Here is a 16,922-nt window from a genome sequence, read left to right as displayed (position 1 = left end):
GCCTCCCCATTAACCGTACTATAATGACATTTAATTAAAAATCGTTCGTCTTTTAAGAAGAATGAGACAAAAAAACAAGTACACTCATTCTTCTGGGTGTACTTGCTGATGTTTTTGAAATTCCGCTTGTAATTCCGGACGTTCGGCAAAAAACTGAATCATTCCGTTGATTTTATCGAGTGCTTCAATACTGATATGATGCTCGATTCCTTCCACATCTTTGTAAATCAAAGATTCATCCACTCCGACGAGGCGCAGAAAATCTTCTAACAACGCATGACGTTCGACAAGGCGCTTCCCGATTTTCCGTCCTTTTGCCGTTAACATCAATCCACGGTATTTCTCATACACGAGATATTCTTCCCGGTCCAACTTCTGGACCATCTTTGTCACAGAGGACGGATGAACACCTAACAGTTCTGCAATATCGGATACACGGGCATATCCTTTTTCTTCAATCAAAATATAGATTTGTTCTAAATAATCTTCCATGCTCGGAGTCGGCACGACATCACCTTCCAATCCATCTCTTTAGCGCTTCCAGTTCCATTCTTCACTACGGTACTTCTCTGCCAACCGCTCAATTTCCTGCCATTGATGCGTTGTGAACTCTAGCGGGGTGAAGGTCAATTGAAGTGCATCTTCAAATCCCTTTACAAAAGCAAGACGAACTTCTTCGAATGAGACAGAACGTCCAGCAAGCTCATTCAAGGCAACCGCTTTTCCGGCAAAACGTGCTTTCATCCGTTCACGCATCGTTTCATCTTCGTACATAAAACAGTCAAACAATTCCCCTTCATCGACAGACAGCGGCACAGAACCGTGTTGCAACACGACGCCTTGATGACGGACTTGCGCACTTCCGGCCACTTTCCGTTTTCCGACTGCCAGTTCATAATACGATGCGGCATCAAAACAGACAGCAGACTTCGGTTTTCGCAATTCGTCTTTTTCTTCTTCTGTCATCGGAACCGAAAATTCAACAGGAATCCCTAAATGATGATACCCTTTACGGATTCCTTCTGTCAGCATCCGGTAACTTTCAATGACGGTTTTCGGGACGCCTTCCATCTGTTCAGGAAGAATCACACTGTATGTCAATTCGTCGGCGTGTAAGACAGCTCGTCCCCCGGTCATCCGGCGAACGATTGGAATACCCAGTGCTTCGATCCGTTTGCGATCAATATCTTTTGTCGCCCGTTGAAAATGACCGACACTTAATCCCCTTGGTTCCCACGAATAAAAACGAAGCGTCGGTGCGACTTCGCCTCGGCCGACAAAACCGATTAAGGCTTCGTCAATCGCCATGTTCAATGCCGGTTCCATTCTTTCCGTCGTCAATACTTGCCACTCTCTGATCAAGTGAACACCCCCAGAAACGTTTCCGTATTAGTGTATCAGACCCTTTCTATCCTGCGCAACGACGAGTCGATTGCCGAAATCGATTTCGTTTACTATAATGGTAAAGATGTTATATGAACGAAGGGGTTGGAACTTAGATATGGAAATCAGTACAATCATCACGATCGTCTTATGGGTAGCCTTGATTGCTTATATCGTCTGGCGCTTCATGCCGGTCAAAGGAATCACGAAGCTCTCACAAGAGGAATTCCGGGCAAACTACCGGAAAGCACAAATCGTAGACGTCCGCGAGACACAGGAATTTAAAGGCGGTCACATCATCGGAGCGCGTAACATACCGGTCAGTCAGATGAAAATGCGTTCGAAAGAATTACGTAAGGATATGCCGATTTATTTGTATTGCCAAGGCAACATGCGTTCATCGCAAGCGGCCAAAGTCTTGAAAAAAGCCGGTTATACGAACTTGTATCAACTTAAAGGCGGATTCAAGCAATGGACCGGAAAAGTCAAACGCAGCTGATTCCTTTTACTTCATAACAAAACCATCCCTGTCAATTAAGACGCGGGATGGTTTTTTATTTAGACGTGAACTTCCTGTTTCGGCTGGTAACGTAAAATCGGCTTACGTGCTGCTAATGTCTCGTCCATACGTTTGACGACCGTCGTATGCGGTGCGTTCAAGACGACGTCCGGCGTCTCTTCGACTTCTTTCGCAATTTGGAGCATCGCATCGCAAAATGCATCAAGCGTCTCCTTCGATTCTGTTTCCGTCGGTTCGATCATGATACATTCTTCGACATTCAACGGGAAGTAAATCGTTGGCGGGTGATATCCGAAGTCAAGCAGGCGTTTGGCGATATCGAGCGTCCGGACACCCAGTGCTTTTTGACGACGTCCCGACAGAACAAATTCGTGTTTGCAATAGACATCATAAGGAGCATCATATGCACCCTTCAGACGTGCCAACATGTAATTGGCATTCAAGACGGCTTCTTTCGAAACGCGGGCAAGCCCTGCGCCTCCCATCGTCCGGATATAACTGTAGGCCCGGACGTTGATTCCGAAGTTTCCATAAAACGGTTTGACGCGGCCGATTGATTCCGGACGGTCGTAATCGAGTACAAAACCATCTGCCGTTTTCGCCACGATCGGTTTTGGCAGATATGGAATCAAGTCATGTTTGACACCGACCGGACCTGAACCAGGACCACCGCCGCCGTGAGGACCTGTAAACGTCTTGTGGAGATTCAAGTGGACAACATCAAAGCCCATGTCCCCGGGACGCGCAATTCCCATGATCGCGTTAGAGTTCGCACCATCGTAATACAGTTTTCCGCCGGCTTCGTGGACAGCTTTCGCAATCTCGACGATATCCGATTCGAACAGGCCGAGTGTATTCGGATTCGTCAGCATCAACGCTGCCGTATCTTCTCCGACTTTACTCTTTAAATCAGCTAAATCGACTAATCCGCGCTCGTCAGATAAGACCGTCACCGTATCAAAACCAGCAACAGAAGCCGATGCCGGATTCGTTCCGTGAGCTGAGTCCGGAACGAGAACTTTCGTCCGTTTAAAATCTCCCCGCGCATGATGGTATGCTTTGATCAACATCAGTCCTGTCCACTCACCGTGGGCTCCTGCTGCCGGTTGCAACGTCACTTCATCCATACCGGTAATGACTGCCAGTTTCTCTTGTAAGTCGTACATCAGTTCAAGAGCACCTTGTACGCTCTCAACCGGTTGCAATGGATGGATATGAGCGAATCCCGGGAGACGTGCCATATCTTCATTGATTTTCGGATTGTATTTCATCGTACATGAACCAAGCGGATAGAAACCGGAATCGACCCCGTGATTTCGGTTCGAAAGGGCGGTATAATGACGGACAAGATCCAGTTCAGATACTTCCGGCAACTCCACGTCCTCTTGGCGTAGCAAATGCGCAGGCAATAAATCTTCCGCCGCTACTTCGTCGACCGTCGGAAGCGGTAAACTGTAGGCGACACGACCAGCTTTTGAGATTTCAAAAATCAATGTCTGTTCACTAGTTTTATGCATGAGTCAGTCCTCCTAACGCAGTCACGAATTGATCCAATTCTTCTTTCGTCCGTAATTCCGTCGCACAAACAAGCATTTGTTTGTTCCGACTGTCGTCAAACGTACCAAGTGGCAGACCACCGATGATTCCGGCTTGCAACAACTGTTTGCCGGCTTCTGTCGCATCGATTGGCAATTCAACCACAAATTCATTGAAGCTCGGACCGTCGTCCACGATGTGGAAACCTGCTTGAATCAATGATTTTTTCAAGGCGTAGGCCGTCTGAAGGTTGCGGGTTGCCAGTTCACGAATCCCGCGCTTTCCTAGTGCGCTCATCGCGATGGAGGCCGCTAAAGCATTCAGTGCCTGGTTCGAACAGATATTCGAAGTCGCTTTATCGCGGCGAATGTGTTGTTCACGCGCTTGTAATGTCAGGACGAAACCACGTTTTCCGTCTTCGTCGACCGTCTGACCGACAAGACGTCCAGGGATTTTTCGCATTAACGCTTTTGTCGTCGTGAAATACCCGCATGTCGGTCCACCAAAGCTCTGTGGAATTCCGAACGGTTGGCAATCCCCAATTGTAATATCCGCCCCAAGCTTACCCGGTGCTTCTAATAAGCCGAGTGCAAGTGGGTTGGCCGAGACGATGAATAACCCGCCTTTTGCATGCGTCGCGTCTGCTAATGCTTGTAAATCTTCGACACGTCCATAGAAGTTCGGATATTGCACGATGACACACGCGACATCATCGAGTGCATCCAGGTTCGCGATCGCCGTTTCACCATTCACGAGCGGTAATGTCTGTACTTCAAGTCCGGGACCGTTTGCGTAGGTCCGCACGACATCGTGTGCTTCCGGATGCACACCATCCGAAAGAACGATTGTCTTCTTTTTCTTATGGGCACAGGCAAGCATTGCCGCTTCAGCCAGTGCTGTAATCCCGTCGTACATCGAAGAGTTGGCGACATCCATTCCCGTCAATTCACAAATCATCGTTTGGTATTCAAAAATCGCCTGCAGCTCCCCTTGTGAAATTTCAGGTTGATACGGCGTATAGGCCGTGTAGAACTCAGAGCGGAGTAACATATGGTTCACGACAGCAGGTGCATAGTGGTCATAGATACCAGCACCAAGGAAAGACGGATACTGCTTCGTGTTCATGTTTTGATCGGCAAGTTTTGAGAGCGTTCGAATCAAATCGGTTTCCGGTAAGGGAATGCCCACTTCTTCCAAAGTTCCTTGATCGCGTACACTCGCCGGGATATCGGCAAGCAAGTCTTCAATCGAGTCCGCACCAATCGTCTGTAACATTTCTTTTTCATCTTCTTGTGTCATCGGTAAATAACGAAAATCCATCTTTTATGTCCCCCTTATTTGCTCCGGCGATAGAATGGTGTGTCGATTCGTTTTGCCGCCAGTTTTTTTCCGCGTACTTCGACTTCGAACGTTTCCTCAGTCGCATATTCCGTAGGTACAAGTGCTAACGCAATGGCTTTACCGATTGTCGGTGGTAATGTACCGGTCGTAACGAATCCGACGGGTTCTCCGTTCACTAGAACCGAAGCGTCTTGACGAGCAATCCCCTTATCAAGAAGTTCAAGACCGATTAATCGGCGGCGCGGACTGTCTTCTTTCTGTTTCAACAAAGCTTCCGATCCGACAAACGACTTCACTTGTGGTTTGACGGCAAACCCCATTCCTGCTTCAATCGGTGAAATCGTCGCCGATAACTCGTGGCCGTATAAAGGCAAACATGCTTCAAATCGTAACGTATCCCGGGCACCCAGCCCACACGGTACGACACCCGCTTCTAATAACACTTTCCAGACTGTCGAGGCGTCTGCAGACGGCATGTACAGTTCGAACCCGTCTTCTCCTGTATACCCGCTGCGTGATACCAGCATATCGACTCCGGCCAACTCTCCTTGCGCAAAACGGAAAAATTTGATGTCTTCGAGATTGAGCGTCGTCAGTCCCTGCAACACTTCAACCGCTTTTGGACCTTGAACGGCAATTTGCCCATAGGCATCCGATTGATTTTCAAGCAACACGTCCCCTTTTAAATACTGACGTAAGTGCGCTTCATCTTTTTCAATGTTGGATGCATTGACGACAAGCAGATAGTCCTGTTCTGTTAAACGATAAACCAATAGATCGTCTACTGTCCCACCATTTTCCTGGCACAAAACATTGTATTGCGCCTGCCCGATCGCAATCTTCGAGATGTCATTGGACAACGTCTGTTGAAGAAATGCTAACGCATCTGATCCGGAAACAAACAACTCGCCCATATGGGATACATCAAACATTCCGACACGTTCCCGCACCGCTGTATGCTCTTCCTTGATGGATGAAAACAGAACTGGCATTTCAAACCCTGCAAAATCGACCATTTTCCCCGTTGGTGCAATGATGTCGAACAATGGCGTTCTCTTCAATGTCGTCTGACTCATACTTTTCCCCCTAATTACGAACATTTTTAGTTCCTTTTCTCTTTATTGTTCAACTTTCAATTACATTCTACCAATTTAAAATCTTTTATTCTAGGTTTATTCGGAAATTGAACAAAAGGAAAGAGAGAAAGGACAAAGTCCCTTCTCTCCTATTGTTTCATATTCAGCCGATGAAAGCCATTTCAAAATGGTTTAAGCCCTGCAGTATGTTCAACCTCTGTTTTAAGACGTTGTCCTTCAGCAATGAGTTGACGTCCTCCTTGCTCCACTCGTTTCCCCTCCGCGACCAAATGATCGACGTTTCCTTTGATTTGATTGATCCGGCTCGTCGTATGATCAATATTCGTCTGCAACGTTTGTTGACGAATGGAAAAACGTTCCAGTAGTTGCTTGATCACTGTCACATCTTTTGAAATCTTCTTTTTGTATAGGCTTAGCCCATAAATCACCAAACCGATGATTGCTAAGACGATAATTCCGAGATTGATCCAAATCATACGTTCTCCTCCAATATCGTTTCGATTTCTTTTGCCAGTTCCCGGACAGACTTCTTACCATCTAAGCGGATATCTGCCAACCGCGCATAGATGGGTCGACGTCTCCGAAATAACTTTTCGACTGTCATCCGAGATTTGACAAGCGGACGGGATGGGTCTGTCCTGATTCGATTCCAGACCAAATGGAACGGCGTATCAATCCAGATGACGATTCCGGTTTCTTTCATGAACGTCCGGTTTTCCAAACGTTCGATGATTCCGCCTCCCGTGACGACAATTTCCGCTTCACTACTTCGTAACAATTCGACTTCCCGATCCCGGAATCCTGTTTCACCGTGTTTTGCGAAGAACTCCGTAATCGAACCATACTCCTGGACAAAGCGCTCATCCAGTTCTTCGACATGATAATGCACTTGAAGATTACGTCCAATCGCTGTTTTACCAGTTCCCATAAAACCAATCAAATAAACCTTATCCATTCGAAACAACCGCCTCGATTCTCTGTCCATTATCTAGTATCGCTTCCATTTTAAAGCCTTTATCTGTCCGTGTACAGGTAACTTGACCAATCGGATACTGGACGGTTTCATCTTGACGACAGTCCTTTGTTGCGGCTCGCACGAGCGACTCGAGTTGTAGCGCTTCTTTCTCCAACTGAACCTGTTTCACCGCTTCATCCATCTGATGACACCCTAGCAGGATGGCCACGCCTATTCCAAGCAGCAACAACAGGGTTTGGATCAGGATGAAGCCGCCTTCTTGCACTGAACGGTTCGTTGACGCTGATTGAGTTCGAAAATGAGCGTCTGTCCTTCCTGGCGGACTTGGTAATGCGTTACATCGTGGGCATACGTCAGTTCGCCTCCAAATTCTTTTTTTAATCGGATTTGATTTTGTACACGGACGAGCCGCCATTTGACCGGATCCTCTTCCGGATCAACGTCTACGCCGCGAACTTCATCACCATTTTTTTCACACGAAATACTCCGCCACATCAGTCGCTCAATCGTATGAAAAAATAATTCTTCTTCCATCGGTTGCTCGTGATGCACGGTACTGACGATTTGTGTCATCGCAATCAGACTAATCAACAGCAGCGGGCTCAGCCAAAGGACCAATGAAATTTCGAGGAGTGTCGTTCCGGATTGAGCTCGCCAAACAGACCTCTTCACTACACCACATCCCTTCTGTAATGTCGTAGCCTGTTCTTCTTTCTGCGATTTGATCAGACGCCATTTGATCGAGACGGCGTGTTTCGACCATCAATTGATTTTTTTGCTTTTGAAAAGACAACAGAGGATCGATTGCGAGCATCAGGAAACAAGCGATGGCAACCATCGATAAAACGACTTCCAGAAGCGTGAATCCCTGTTGCTGAATGTTTTTATTCCCCACGGTATTTACCTCGTTTTTTGAATCACCATTTGATAATTGCCGAGTAAAAATTTGATTTCAAACGCTTGTGTCGTCGATTGACACACCCAGGTCGACGCATACGTCGAATGATAACTTTTAAAGTAAATGATCCGTCCGTTCGAAGGAACGATACAGGCGTGACCCGGTTGAAATGTCCGTTGCCATAACAGGCGATCGTTCGCCATGATGAAATATCCTTTGCCGTCATTTTTCCAGCGGAGCTGCATCTGATTTTGGTCACCCGTTTTAGAATATTGAATCAATCGTAGGGTCTGAACATCCTGTTTGAGGATTCCAATGTCTTGTTCCAGCGTATACAGGGCCGGTCTTCGATCGATGACGGTTGGTAATAAAAATATCAAAAGACATCCGATCATCACCAGTACAACGGTCATTTCAATTAACGTAAATCCGTCATTTAACTTTCGTAAGTTCTCCAGTCTTCGCATCATACGTATAGGTCTCCTGATCGCAAGCAAGTTCGTTTGGTTTTTCCGCTGTCCCCCGATTGATGGTTTGCAGTGATTCCGGATACGTTTTTTCTTTCGCATAATAAAGATTTACCTCGGAGCGGATGACACGGATGTTTGCTTCGCAACTGACTCCTTTCGCCTGGTCTTTCCCGCTCGTCATGGTCGGAATCAAAACGAGTAAAAGTAAGGAAATGATCAGCAGGACGGCTGCCATTTCAAGTAAAGTGAATCCTCGTTGATTTTGAATAAAACGTTTCATTTGATTGACTCCTCATCTCTTTAAAATGGAAGTTGCTGAATAGCGAGTTGAATCGGATAGTAGAGGATTAAAAACAGTGTTCCTGTCATAACGGTTAATCCTCCGTACAATGCCGGTTCAATCAATAACAGTTTCTTTTCGACTTCTTCCTCAATTGATTCATGCAATAATGCCGCTTGCTCCAGTAATAAAGGACCTAAATCACCACTTTCCCGCGCAATATGAACCAATCCGACAGTTTCGACATCAATGATATTTTCATCCTGCATTGCCTCCGATAACGGTTGACCACTTTTTTGGCGGTGGTGCAGCACCTGATACATCTGTTTCTTTTTTCCGGTTTGCCCTTGTTCCAAAGCATGAAAAGCTTCTTCTAATGAAAATCCGGCATCGATAAAAGAACCGACCTCGATTGTAAACAAGTAGCTGTAATACAAACGCAGCATTTTTTGAATCATCTTCATACGAAGCAAACGCTTCATCGGAATATGCCGAATCAGGAGAACAAGTCCGATCACCGTCGTGACAGGAGCAAACGCCATGACATATTTTGCTGAAGAATGAAGGAGGGGACGAACGAATGGAGGTAAGGTAGCCGGATTCGACATCTCCAATAAGGAAGGAAACACATAAAGAGCATAAAACATGAACAGTAGCAACAGACTGGCTGCCAAGACAATCGGATAACGGGCCATCTTCCAAAATTTCTTTTTCATCTGACTTTCAAGCTCCAGTAACCGAATGACTTGTCGTAAAATCATCAGCGGACGTTCCGTCTGATCTCCTACTGTAAGTAATTGTTGTAAAGCTGTCGGCAGTTTTAACGGTTCAAGGGAAAAGGAGAGTCGATTGCCTTGTTGCAGTCGGACTTGAATCTCATGAATCACCGGAATGAGCAACGGATCTTCAAAACGGACCAATATATCCAGTGCCTCTTTTGTCGAGATTCCTTTAGATAAGAGACGATGAAATCGATTTAAGAACCGACATTTACTAGCGCTTGTAAGTTTTCGACGGTACAGCGAACGTCTCCCTCCTCCCGGTACAAGTGGATGATTTTTTTACAGACGGACAATTCTTCATTTGTTACTCCTAACGTTCTTAATCGCAACAAGGCCTCTTCAATCGATCCTGCATGCAAGGTAAACAAAACGACATGACCGCTCAGTGCCGCATTGATCGTCAACCGTGCTGCCTCAGCTGTTCTCACTTCGCCGAAAGCAATCCAGTCTGGATCGGCCCGGAGAATTTCTTCAAAACACCGGGTTGCGTCAAAACCAGCCTTTGCATTTAACTCCAGTTGTAAAATCCCCGGTACGCTACATTCGATTGGATCCTCGACCGAGATGATCCTTTTCCCGTCCATTGAGGCCATTAACGAGTACAACATCGTTGTCTTTCCTGCGCCTGTCGTTCCAGAAATGATGATGCATCCATGTGTTTGCTGTTTTAACCAGATCAAATCCTGTTCGGGATCAAGCAAACTTGCCGCAACCTCATCCGAAACAACCGCACGGTAAAAACGCCAGGACATGGCATCACCATATCGACTCGGTAAGATGGAGACACGCATTCCGCTCTCTTCAAGAGGATAGAGGCCACTTTGAGGGATTCGTTCATTTTGCTCCTTTAAGTTGGCTTCATAACGAATGTGACTGACAATCGTCCGATACTGTTCAATTGATACCGAGGATTGTTCTTCCAACCCTCCATTCGCCCGACAAATGACTTGGGCCGACCGGTCACCCGGAATAAAGTGGACATCGGTCGCACCGACTGCTTCAAATTGATGAATCAATCGACTGATCTCTTTTCTCAATCCAACACCTCCTTATTCAAAAAATACAAAAAAAAAGAAGCCGAAACAAATCGGCTTCTTTAAGATACTTGAGCAATAATTCGGTTCTTACGTTTCGCAAGTGTTTCGAGTCCTGGTTTATCATACCCGATTACAAGTTGTTTCCCGTCAGTAATGATTGGGCGACGCAATAATTTAGGATTGTCACTCATCAAACGAAGTAGTTCGCTTAGTTTCATGTCATCAACATTGATCCCTAAATCTTTAAAAGCCTGACTGCGTGTTGCCAGTAAACTTTCGATTCCATCCGTTGAAAGTTTTAGTAATTCCATCAATTCATCTACGGTTGGAGCATTTCTGAACAGATGACGTTCCTCTACATCAACATGTTCCTCTTTTAACCATGATTTCGTTTTACGACAAGATGTACAGCTTGGATATGTGAAAAATATCAACTCATTCGCCATTATTGCTCCTCCTCTCAAAATCTACGCTTCTCATTACAGAAACTATACCATGCCTTTTTCGTTTTGTACACCTTTTGTACAACTATTGTACAAGTTTTTTTCAAACTTCATCTTTTGTTCACAGTTATTCCTTAACAAACACTAGAACATGATGGACGGATGATTGTTTGCTTGGTAAAATAAGTACGTATATTGACTATCTGTCGGATTTAGGGGGTTATATGAATGGGGAGAATGTACCGCGTACTCGGATTTTGGACTGGAATTATTGCAGTCATGGCATTTATCGGCGCTCTAGGTGGAGATGCTAGCTCAAGTGAACATACGGATTCATTTTTAGTTATGGGCTTCGTCTTCTTGGCACAAACAGTATTCTTTGCAGCATTAGGCTATCTTCGCCTAACTGAAAAAACGTATGTCTACATTTTTGCAGCGTACTTAACAGTATTCTTTATCGTCTTCACGTATTGGTCCAATTTCCAAATGTGAACAAAAAAGCCCCTCGCCTTCGAATGAAGACGAGGGGCTTTTTTTATATTTCCTTAAAAAAATGGATTGTGTTTGATTTCCTGCCGTAACGTCGTTTCCGGTCCGTGCCCCGGATAAAACATCGTATCGTGTGGAATCTCTGCAATGACACGATCGACGGACCGCGTCAGTACTTCTTGATCGCCGCCTTCGAGATCGGTTCGACCGACACTGCGCTTGAAAATCAAATCACCTGCAAAGGCGACCTGCTCTTTTTTAAAATAAAACGTGACACTGCCCGGTGAATGCCCCGGTGTTTCCATGACATGAAACTGGAATGGTCCAATTTCCAACAGACCGCTTGCCAGTAACTGTTCGGCCGGTTTCACTTTTAAAGGCGGCATATTGAACTTGATGGACCCGTTGAGGTTCGGATTCGATAACCATTTCATTTCCTTTGGATGAATATAGGCAGGTGCAGACGTAAAACGTCGCAACATATCCACACCACCAATATGATCAAAATGAGCATGCGTCAAAAGGATTGCTTCGACCTTTGCTCCGCGCTTTTCAATTTCGTCAAAAAAACGTATATCTTCGGTTCCCGGATCAATGACGAGACATTTCCCGTCTTTAAAAAGAAGATAGCCGTTTTCCGAAGCCATACCTGAAGTAATACTTACGATTTCCATCTCATCAAACTCCTTTGTTGATATTCTTCTCTACTATACACGAAATTGTCGAAAGTTCGTCGCCCGCCCTCTCGACTTTATTCGCTCAGTCGGCTAAACTAAAAAGTGAGATTTAAGTGAAATCTTCGTGAACTTCATAACGTGATTTTTTAAGGGGGAGTACGTCATGCATTTGGATCAACCAATCGGTTGGCTTTTCTTTATCGTTGCACTCGTCGGTGTTTGGGCCGTCTTGCGTTCACTTAAGAAACGTCAAATGTTTCCACTCGTATTTGCTGGACTGACTGTAATCTTATTCGGTTGGTTTGGTATTGCGACATTGATTTTCGGCGGAATTCCGTCATAATCATGTTTTACAAAAAAAAGGTCAGCTTTCCACAACGGAAAGCTGACCTTTTTTTGTCTACTCTCTCAAAAAAGACGGGAACGATTTAACATCGCTCCCGTCTTTTTGATTATTTAGACGTTTGTAAGAAACGCAACAAATCGCCATAAATGACTTTATCCGATAAACCTAGTTCTTTCTCAGATTGTTTGACAGACTCTTTACAGATTGCGCTGTCTTTCTCATCCGTGACTTCTTCACCGGTTTTACGGTCATAACATGTCTCTTGTGTGTAGACTGTCTTATCAGTTACGACAGAACCGTCTCGGAACAATGCATAATCTTTATGTTCTTTTGAGAACAGATCCGTTCCGAACAATACTTCATCCTTGAAATTGTAACCAAGCAGATTTAACAACGTCGGCTTGATGTCAATTTGACTTGCAACATCATCATGTTTGACGCCTTTGTCTTGCCCAGGCAAGTGGATGACAAATGGTACACGTTGCAATTGAGCAACATCATACGGTGTTAACTCATCTTTTTTCAACAATTCTGCCATCGCAGCATTGTGATTCGTCGAGATTCCGTAATGATCGCCGTACAGCATGAAAATCGTATCATCCCATGTGCCGTCTTTCTTTAATCCTTCGATGAACTTACCGAGCGCCATATCTTGGTATGCGAGTGCTTGAACATAATGATTTAATGTCGTCGAACTCGTTTCAAGTGGTGGCACGAGCTCATCTTCCGGTTTCGGCATTTCGAACGGATAATGGTTCGTCAACGTAATGAATTTCGAGTAGAACGGGCGCGGAAGATCTTTTAGCATCGGTAACGATTGCTCAAAAAACTTGTCGTCCAGTAGTCCCCATTCTGTTAAATCTTCTGGATTACCTAAATCGTAATCGGTTTCCGAGAAGAAACGATCGACTCCGAAACTGTTGTACACGATATCGCGGTTCCAGAATGATTTGTTGTTTGCATGGAATACAGCTGAATAATAGCCGTCTTCTTTTAACATTTCAGGTGTGGCACGGAATTCATTTTCGCCGTTTGTAAAGAATGCTGATCCGCGACCAAGTGGATAAATCGAGTTTTCCAAGATAAACTCGGCATCCGATGTTTTCCCTTGTCCTGTATTGTGATAGAAATTATCCCAATAGTGCGAGTCTTTGATCAGTTTATTAAGGTTCGGTGTGACTTCCTGCCCATTCGGTGCTTTTAAACCGACAGCAAACGATTGAGCCGACTCAAATGAAACGACGATGACGTTTTTCCCTTTGTACTTCCCAAACATTGCCGGATTTGGTGTAGCATACTTTGAATCTGCAAAGTTTTGAACTTCAGAAAGCTCAGAACTGTCGGCCATTGCCTTTTGCGCTGATGTTTTCGATTGAATCAACGCATCGTACATATGGAAGTTAAACGTTCCGATATTTTTGACGAGCAGTTCGCGGTCAAACGCACGTGTTAGTAATTCTGGGCGTTCTGTTTCCGCAAGTGCCAGGTTGCCTAGGAAAACGGCTGTCGCTGCAACGAAAGCGAGAATCGCACGTCCACGCGACGCGATATTTTTCGACATATCCATTTTCCGTAAGAAAAACGGAAGAATCAATAAGTCCCCGACAATCAGAAGATCCGCCCATGATAACAATGAACCGAGCGACGCTGAAACCGTCTCTGCATTCGATGTTTGGAACAGAACCGGTAATGTCAGGTAATCATTAAAGAAACGGAAGAAAATGATATCCGCATACAGGACGAATGTCGCCACGACAAGGGTCCCGTAGATGAACCATTTTTGAACGTTCCCACGGAAGAAGAAACTGAATCCAAACATAAACAGTGCCGAACTGATTGGGTTAATCAGTAAGATGAATGCCTGTGCCGAATTGGTGACCGGCACATTGAAAAAGAGCGTATACGCTAAATATGTTTTTAACCAAATCAGAAGTGTCGCAATCCAAAAGAGCTTGTGCTCCTTATACGTGCTGCGCACACCTTGACCCACCTTTAGCCGCATACGCGACCAGATGCTTGAGTCTTGCTGCATAAAAACCTGCCTCCTAATATACGTGTGTCCTTTTTAATCGAACTTTTACACGTCTTACATGTCATATTCTATTTATACCCGTATCACGTGAAAATTTTACGCTTACTTTTACAAAAATGCAACCGGAATCCGGTCGATACTTTACAATCACATACTTTTATTACGTATGTAAACAAAAAAAAGATTCGATTTCTCGAATCTTCTTAAAAATAAATCATATGATTACTTTTTTAAAAACATTTGTTTGGCTAGCCAAGCGCAGCCAATGACCCCGGCATCGTTACCGAGTTCCGCGATTTTGAAGGTCGTTGATCCAAAGACACGAGGTAAAGCAAATCGTTCGAACGATTCCTTTAAAGGAGTCATCAACGCATCGCCGGCTTTTGAAACACCACCGCCGATGACAATGATCTCAGGATTAAAACTGTTTGCCAAATTCGAAATAGCAAGTCCAAGATGGAATGTCACTTCTTCGACAACTTCCGTCGCTACCGCATCCCCTTGCGAATAGGCTTCAAATACATCTTTTGCCGTAACCGCTTTGATATTATTCAAAGAAGTAATTTGTCCTTTTCGTTTTTCAAGACCCAGTCGGGCGACACCCGTTGCAGAAGCAATTGTTTCCAAACAACCTTTACGGCCGCAACCACACATGACGCCACCTTCCGGCAACATCGTGATATGACCGATTTCACCGGCCATACCGACTGTTCCGTGAACGATTTGTCCGTTGGTGATTAAACCACCACCAACACCTGTCCCCAGTGTGACGGCAAGCAGCTCTGTCGCTCCGCTCCCTGCCCCTTTCCACATCTCACCGATCGCCGCTGCATTCGCATCGTTCTCAATCACAGCGGGCAATCCTGTTAAACGTTCAAACTCTCCGACGAGTTCAAAATTGTTCCAACCGATATTGACCGCTTTTTCGACGACACCCGTATTAAAGTCGATGAATCCCGGCGCACCGATTCCAGCGCCGACAAAGTCTTCGACCCGCTTGTTGCTTTGCTGACATTTTTCAAAGAAAGAACGGGCGATGTCTCCCGGAATTTGTCCGCCATCATTTAAGATGACCGTTTCAATTTCCCATTTTTCTACGATGATTCCTTGTAAATCCAGAATCGCCATCTTGACCGTCGTTCCACCGATATCCACACCCAGTAACCACTTCATCGTCATAACTCCCTCATGATAAAAAATTCTTCCCTTTTATTTTAGCCGATTCATCTGCTTGTGCAAAGGGTTGCACAAGCTTTTCATGCTTTTCTCGATTGTTGTAGTTCGTATGCTAAAATCACTTTTGCGGAATCATATTGTTTTTTTTCCAGCACACCGGCCTGCTCAAGTTCGTCCAGTTCAAGCATCATCATCGCAATATCCGATTCCCGGTCACCGAGGTACACAATCGTTCCATATGATTTGAGCAATTGCTGAACATCATAAAGTGTTTTCATCGTTCATCGGCTCCTTTACAAATACATCGAGTAAATCGTATGTGGCTTGAAGGGATGTCTCGTGTGTCCGTTCGTAAGAATGACTCGATTCAATCCCGGGACCGAGTAATCCGTGCCGGACATCATGTCCGGCATGGACGGCCGCTGAAGCATCCGAACTGTAATAGGGATAGATATCCACTTTGTATGGAATCGTATGCTGTTGCGCTAAACGTGTGAACTGATGACGTAACGCAAGATCATACGGACCGGAACCGTCTTTTGCACAAATCGAAACCGTATACTCATCCGAATGTTGTCCTTCTCCAAGCGCTCCCATGTCGACTGCGATGTATTCCGCGACATCTTCTGAAAAACCGGCATTTCCTCCAAAGCCCACTTCTTCATAATTGGAGATGAGAATGTGGACAGGATGCGGTAACGTCAGCGTTTTCCATTTCTTGACGAGCTCCAACAATAAAGCAACAGACGCCTTGTCATCAAGGTGTCGTGATTTTACGAATCCCGTTTCCGTATGAACGAACCGTGGATCAAACGTTACGACGTCACCTACTTCGATTCCGGCAACCCTTGTTTCTTCTGCCGTTGTCGAACGGATGTCGAGTCGGACCTCGATATTCGTCGCACTCCGTTCTTCCGTATTCGTCACACGTGACGTGTGGACACTTGAATGATGGAAGACAATCGTTCCGGAAACGGTTTGTCCATCCATTTTATGAACTAAACAGTTTTCTCCCTCAATAGCTGTCCACGCATAGCCGCCAAGCTGCGATAGACTGAGACGACCGGTTGGTAAGATTTCCTTCACCATCGCCCCTAACGTATCGACATGTGCTGTCAGTAACCGAATCCGCGACGACTGCCCCGGCAACATGGCAAGCAAAGCCCCTTTTTCTAATTTTTTATATGTAATCTCTTCTTCTTTGAACCGGTTTTCTACATATGTAAGTGCATGAACGGTGAATCCCGTCGGACTAGGAATCTCCACTAAGTCACGAATCGTCTGAACAACTGCCTGCATGTGTTTCACTCCTTTTTTCGAATGTTTTTCCCTTTATATGATACCAAAAGATGGAACAGGCGGGTACTCATTCACTGCTTCGATTGCCTTCCTGCTGAATAAAAAAAGTCGTAGATTCAATTTACATTGACTCTAAGACT

At 45.2% G+C, this 16,922-nt stretch carries 23 protein-coding genes; 3 read left to right on the top strand and 20 right to left on the bottom strand.

Translation table 11 applies throughout. The features are described 5' to 3' along the window. Window positions 1-84: 84 nt before the first annotated feature. Both mntR and AC3IRK_RS04785 read right to left on the bottom strand, forming a co-directional pair. The gene (gene mntR, locus AC3IRK_RS04790; RefSeq protein WP_034770295.1) at window positions 85-507 is read right to left on the bottom strand and encodes a transcriptional regulator MntR; all 423 of its coding nucleotides are present in this window, start codon (window positions 505-507) and stop codon (window positions 85-87) included. Between the two features lie 24 nt (window positions 508-531). Next, window positions 532-1,362 carry a lipoate--protein ligase family protein gene (locus AC3IRK_RS04785; RefSeq protein ID WP_131503140.1) on the bottom strand — a complete coding sequence of 277 codons (831 nt, stop codon included), beginning with the start codon at window positions 1,360-1,362 and terminating at the stop codon, window positions 532-534. A 139-nt stretch (window positions 1,363-1,501) separates the two neighbouring features. Between AC3IRK_RS04785 and AC3IRK_RS04780 the strand changes: the two genes are divergently transcribed. Beyond that, the gene (locus AC3IRK_RS04780) at window positions 1,502-1,882 is read left to right on the top strand and encodes a rhodanese-like domain-containing protein (RefSeq protein WP_114596356.1); all 381 of its coding nucleotides are present in this window, start codon (window positions 1,502-1,504) and stop codon (window positions 1,880-1,882) included. Between the two features lie 59 nt (window positions 1,883-1,941). Here AC3IRK_RS04780 and gcvPB read toward each other — a convergent pair whose 3' ends face one another. The 13 genes from gcvPB to AC3IRK_RS04715 all read right to left on the bottom strand — a co-directional run bounded on the left by gcvPB (window position 1,942) and on the right by AC3IRK_RS04715 (window position 10,766). Then, the gene (gcvPB, locus tag AC3IRK_RS04775; RefSeq protein ID WP_131503141.1) at window positions 1,942-3,420 is read right to left on the bottom strand and encodes an aminomethyl-transferring glycine dehydrogenase subunit GcvPB; all 1,479 of its coding nucleotides are present in this window, start codon (window positions 3,418-3,420) and stop codon (window positions 1,942-1,944) included. Beyond that, window positions 3,413-4,759, bottom strand: a complete 1,347-nt coding sequence (gcvPA, locus tag AC3IRK_RS04770; RefSeq protein WP_131503142.1) for an aminomethyl-transferring glycine dehydrogenase subunit GcvPA — start codon at window positions 4,757-4,759, stop codon at window positions 3,413-3,415. The genes gcvPB and gcvPA overlap by 8 nt, the downstream gene beginning before the upstream one ends. A gap of 14 nt (window positions 4,760-4,773) precedes the next feature. Next, a complete protein-coding gene (gene gcvT / locus AC3IRK_RS04765) occupies window positions 4,774-5,856 on the bottom strand; it encodes a glycine cleavage system aminomethyltransferase GcvT (RefSeq protein WP_214854020.1) in 1,083 nt (360 codons plus the stop codon). A gap of 182 nt (window positions 5,857-6,038) precedes the next feature. Next, window positions 6,039-6,353 (bottom strand): hypothetical protein, encoded by a 315-nt coding sequence (locus AC3IRK_RS04760; protein ID WP_114596360.1) that lies wholly within the window; start codon window positions 6,351-6,353, stop codon window positions 6,039-6,041. After that, a complete protein-coding gene (locus AC3IRK_RS04755; protein ID WP_114596361.1) occupies window positions 6,350-6,832 on the bottom strand; it encodes a shikimate kinase in 483 nt (160 codons plus the stop codon). Before AC3IRK_RS04755 ends, AC3IRK_RS04760 begins: the two co-directional genes overlap by 4 nt. After that, window positions 6,825-7,034: a hypothetical protein gene (locus tag AC3IRK_RS04750; protein WP_489170457.1), complete on the bottom strand. Its 210-nt coding sequence runs from the start codon at window positions 7,032-7,034 to the stop codon at window positions 6,825-6,827. The genes AC3IRK_RS04755 and AC3IRK_RS04750 overlap by 8 nt, the downstream gene beginning before the upstream one ends. Before the next feature lie 59 nt (window positions 7,035-7,093). Continuing rightward, entirely contained in the window at window positions 7,094-7,444 is a 351-nt protein-coding gene (locus AC3IRK_RS04745; protein WP_426354894.1) for a hypothetical protein, read from the bottom strand. Further along, on the bottom strand, window positions 7,437-7,748 hold the full coding sequence (locus AC3IRK_RS04740; protein WP_131503146.1) for a PulJ/GspJ family protein: 312 nt from the start codon (window positions 7,746-7,748) through the stop codon (window positions 7,437-7,439). The genes AC3IRK_RS04745 and AC3IRK_RS04740 overlap by 8 nt, the downstream gene beginning before the upstream one ends. A gap of 5 nt (window positions 7,749-7,753) precedes the next feature. Continuing rightward, window positions 7,754-8,221: a prepilin-type N-terminal cleavage/methylation domain-containing protein gene (locus AC3IRK_RS04735; protein WP_131503147.1), complete on the bottom strand. Its 468-nt coding sequence runs from the start codon at window positions 8,219-8,221 to the stop codon at window positions 7,754-7,756. Then, window positions 8,184-8,501 (bottom strand): competence type IV pilus major pilin ComGC, encoded by a 318-nt coding sequence (locus tag AC3IRK_RS04730; RefSeq protein ID WP_131503148.1) that lies wholly within the window; start codon window positions 8,499-8,501, stop codon window positions 8,184-8,186. Before AC3IRK_RS04730 ends, AC3IRK_RS04735 begins: the two co-directional genes overlap by 38 nt. A gap of 20 nt (window positions 8,502-8,521) precedes the next feature. Further along, window positions 8,522-9,448 carry a type II secretion system F family protein gene (locus AC3IRK_RS04725; protein ID WP_131503149.1) on the bottom strand — a complete coding sequence of 309 codons (927 nt, stop codon included), beginning with the start codon at window positions 9,446-9,448 and terminating at the stop codon, window positions 8,522-8,524. 29 nt (window positions 9,449-9,477) lie between these two features. Continuing rightward, window positions 9,478-10,320 carry an ATPase, T2SS/T4P/T4SS family gene (locus AC3IRK_RS04720; protein WP_131503150.1) on the bottom strand — a complete coding sequence of 281 codons (843 nt, stop codon included), beginning with the start codon at window positions 10,318-10,320 and terminating at the stop codon, window positions 9,478-9,480. Between the two features lie 59 nt (window positions 10,321-10,379). Further along, on the bottom strand, window positions 10,380-10,766 hold the full coding sequence (locus AC3IRK_RS04715; protein ID WP_131503151.1) for a Spx/MgsR family RNA polymerase-binding regulatory protein: 387 nt from the start codon (window positions 10,764-10,766) through the stop codon (window positions 10,380-10,382). A gap of 225 nt (window positions 10,767-10,991) precedes the next feature. Between AC3IRK_RS04715 and AC3IRK_RS04710 the strand changes: the two genes are divergently transcribed. Further along, window positions 10,992-11,255: a DUF2626 family protein gene (locus AC3IRK_RS04710; protein WP_012369782.1), complete on the top strand. Its 264-nt coding sequence runs from the start codon at window positions 10,992-10,994 to the stop codon at window positions 11,253-11,255. Between the two features lie 53 nt (window positions 11,256-11,308). Here AC3IRK_RS04710 and AC3IRK_RS04705 read toward each other — a convergent pair whose 3' ends face one another. Next, the gene (locus tag AC3IRK_RS04705; protein ID WP_131503152.1) at window positions 11,309-11,926 is read right to left on the bottom strand and encodes an MBL fold metallo-hydrolase; all 618 of its coding nucleotides are present in this window, start codon (window positions 11,924-11,926) and stop codon (window positions 11,309-11,311) included. Between the two features lie 166 nt (window positions 11,927-12,092). Between AC3IRK_RS04705 and AC3IRK_RS04700 the strand changes: the two genes are divergently transcribed. Further along, window positions 12,093-12,272 (top strand): DUF2759 domain-containing protein, encoded by a 180-nt coding sequence (locus AC3IRK_RS04700; RefSeq protein WP_012369780.1) that lies wholly within the window; start codon window positions 12,093-12,095, stop codon window positions 12,270-12,272. Window positions 12,273-12,381: 109 nt separating this feature from the next. On the opposite strand, the gene AC3IRK_RS04695 is transcribed toward AC3IRK_RS04700, so the two are convergent. The 4 genes from AC3IRK_RS04695 to AC3IRK_RS04680 all read right to left on the bottom strand — a co-directional run bounded on the left by AC3IRK_RS04695 (window position 12,382) and on the right by AC3IRK_RS04680 (window position 16,782). Beyond that, on the bottom strand, window positions 12,382-14,307 hold the full coding sequence (locus AC3IRK_RS04695; protein ID WP_131503153.1) for an LTA synthase family protein: 1,926 nt from the start codon (window positions 14,305-14,307) through the stop codon (window positions 12,382-12,384). A 222-nt stretch (window positions 14,308-14,529) separates the two neighbouring features. Then, window positions 14,530-15,486, bottom strand: coding sequence for an ROK family glucokinase (locus AC3IRK_RS04690; RefSeq protein WP_131503154.1), 957 nt, complete (start codon window positions 15,484-15,486; stop codon window positions 14,530-14,532). A 77-nt stretch (window positions 15,487-15,563) separates the two neighbouring features. Next, on the bottom strand, window positions 15,564-15,761 hold the full coding sequence (locus tag AC3IRK_RS04685) for a YqgQ family protein (RefSeq protein ID WP_131503155.1): 198 nt from the start codon (window positions 15,759-15,761) through the stop codon (window positions 15,564-15,566). After that, on the bottom strand, window positions 15,745-16,782 hold the full coding sequence (locus AC3IRK_RS04680; protein WP_489170456.1) for a M42 family metallopeptidase: 1,038 nt from the start codon (window positions 16,780-16,782) through the stop codon (window positions 15,745-15,747). Before AC3IRK_RS04680 ends, AC3IRK_RS04685 begins: the two co-directional genes overlap by 17 nt. Between the last annotated feature and the right edge of the window lie 140 nt (window positions 16,783-16,922).

It is taken from the genome of Exiguobacterium sp. GL_137, from assembly GCF_057834585.1.
The sequence above is the reverse complement of the archived record's forward strand: the minus strand, read 5'-3'. Positions and strand labels throughout refer to the sequence as shown.

Bases quoted from the DNA above. Each gene is read 5' to 3' on its own strand.
- AC3IRK_RS04780 (WP_114596356.1), top strand. From the start codon at position 1,502: ATGGAAATCAGTACAATCATCACGATCGTCTTATGGGTAGCCTTGATT.
- gcvPB (WP_131503141.1), bottom strand. From the start codon at position 3,420: ATGCATAAAACTAGTGAACAGACATTGATTTTTGAAATCTCAAAAGCT.
- gcvPA (WP_131503142.1), bottom strand. From the start codon at position 4,759: ATGGATTTTCGTTATTTACCGATGACACAAGAAGATGAAAAAGAAATG.
- gcvT (WP_214854020.1), bottom strand. From the start codon at position 5,856: ATGAGTCAGACGACATTGAAGAGAACGCCATTGTTCGACATCATTGCA.
- AC3IRK_RS04760 (WP_114596360.1), bottom strand. From the start codon at position 6,353: ATGATTTGGATCAATCTCGGAATTATCGTCTTAGCAATCATCGGTTTG.
- AC3IRK_RS04755 (WP_114596361.1), bottom strand. From the start codon at position 6,832: ATGGATAAGGTTTATTTGATTGGTTTTATGGGAACTGGTAAAACAGCG.
- AC3IRK_RS04750 (WP_489170457.1), bottom strand. From the start codon at position 7,034: ATGGATGAAGCGGTGAAACAGGTTCAGTTGGAGAAAGAAGCGCTACAA.
- AC3IRK_RS04735 (WP_131503147.1), bottom strand. From the start codon at position 8,221: ATGATGCGAAGACTGGAGAACTTACGAAAGTTAAATGACGGATTTACG.
- AC3IRK_RS04730 (WP_131503148.1), bottom strand. From the start codon at position 8,501: ATGAAACGTTTTATTCAAAATCAACGAGGATTCACTTTACTTGAAATG.
- AC3IRK_RS04715 (WP_131503151.1), bottom strand. From the start codon at position 10,766: ATGGCGAATGAGTTGATATTTTTCACATATCCAAGCTGTACATCTTGT.
- AC3IRK_RS04710 (WP_012369782.1), top strand. From the start codon at position 10,992: ATGGGGAGAATGTACCGCGTACTCGGATTTTGGACTGGAATTATTGCA.
- AC3IRK_RS04705 (WP_131503152.1), bottom strand. From the start codon at position 11,926: ATGGAAATCGTAAGTATTACTTCAGGTATGGCTTCGGAAAACGGCTAT.
- AC3IRK_RS04700 (WP_012369780.1), top strand. From the start codon at position 12,093: ATGCATTTGGATCAACCAATCGGTTGGCTTTTCTTTATCGTTGCACTC.
- AC3IRK_RS04695 (WP_131503153.1), bottom strand. From the start codon at position 14,307: ATGCAGCAAGACTCAAGCATCTGGTCGCGTATGCGGCTAAAGGTGGGT.
- AC3IRK_RS04690 (WP_131503154.1), bottom strand. From the start codon at position 15,486: ATGACGATGAAGTGGTTACTGGGTGTGGATATCGGTGGAACGACGGTC.
- AC3IRK_RS04685 (WP_131503155.1), bottom strand. From the start codon at position 15,761: ATGAAAACACTTTATGATGTTCAGCAATTGCTCAAATCATATGGAACG.
- AC3IRK_RS04680 (WP_489170456.1), bottom strand. From the start codon at position 16,782: ATGCAGGCAGTTGTTCAGACGATTCGTGACTTAGTGGAGATTCCTAGT.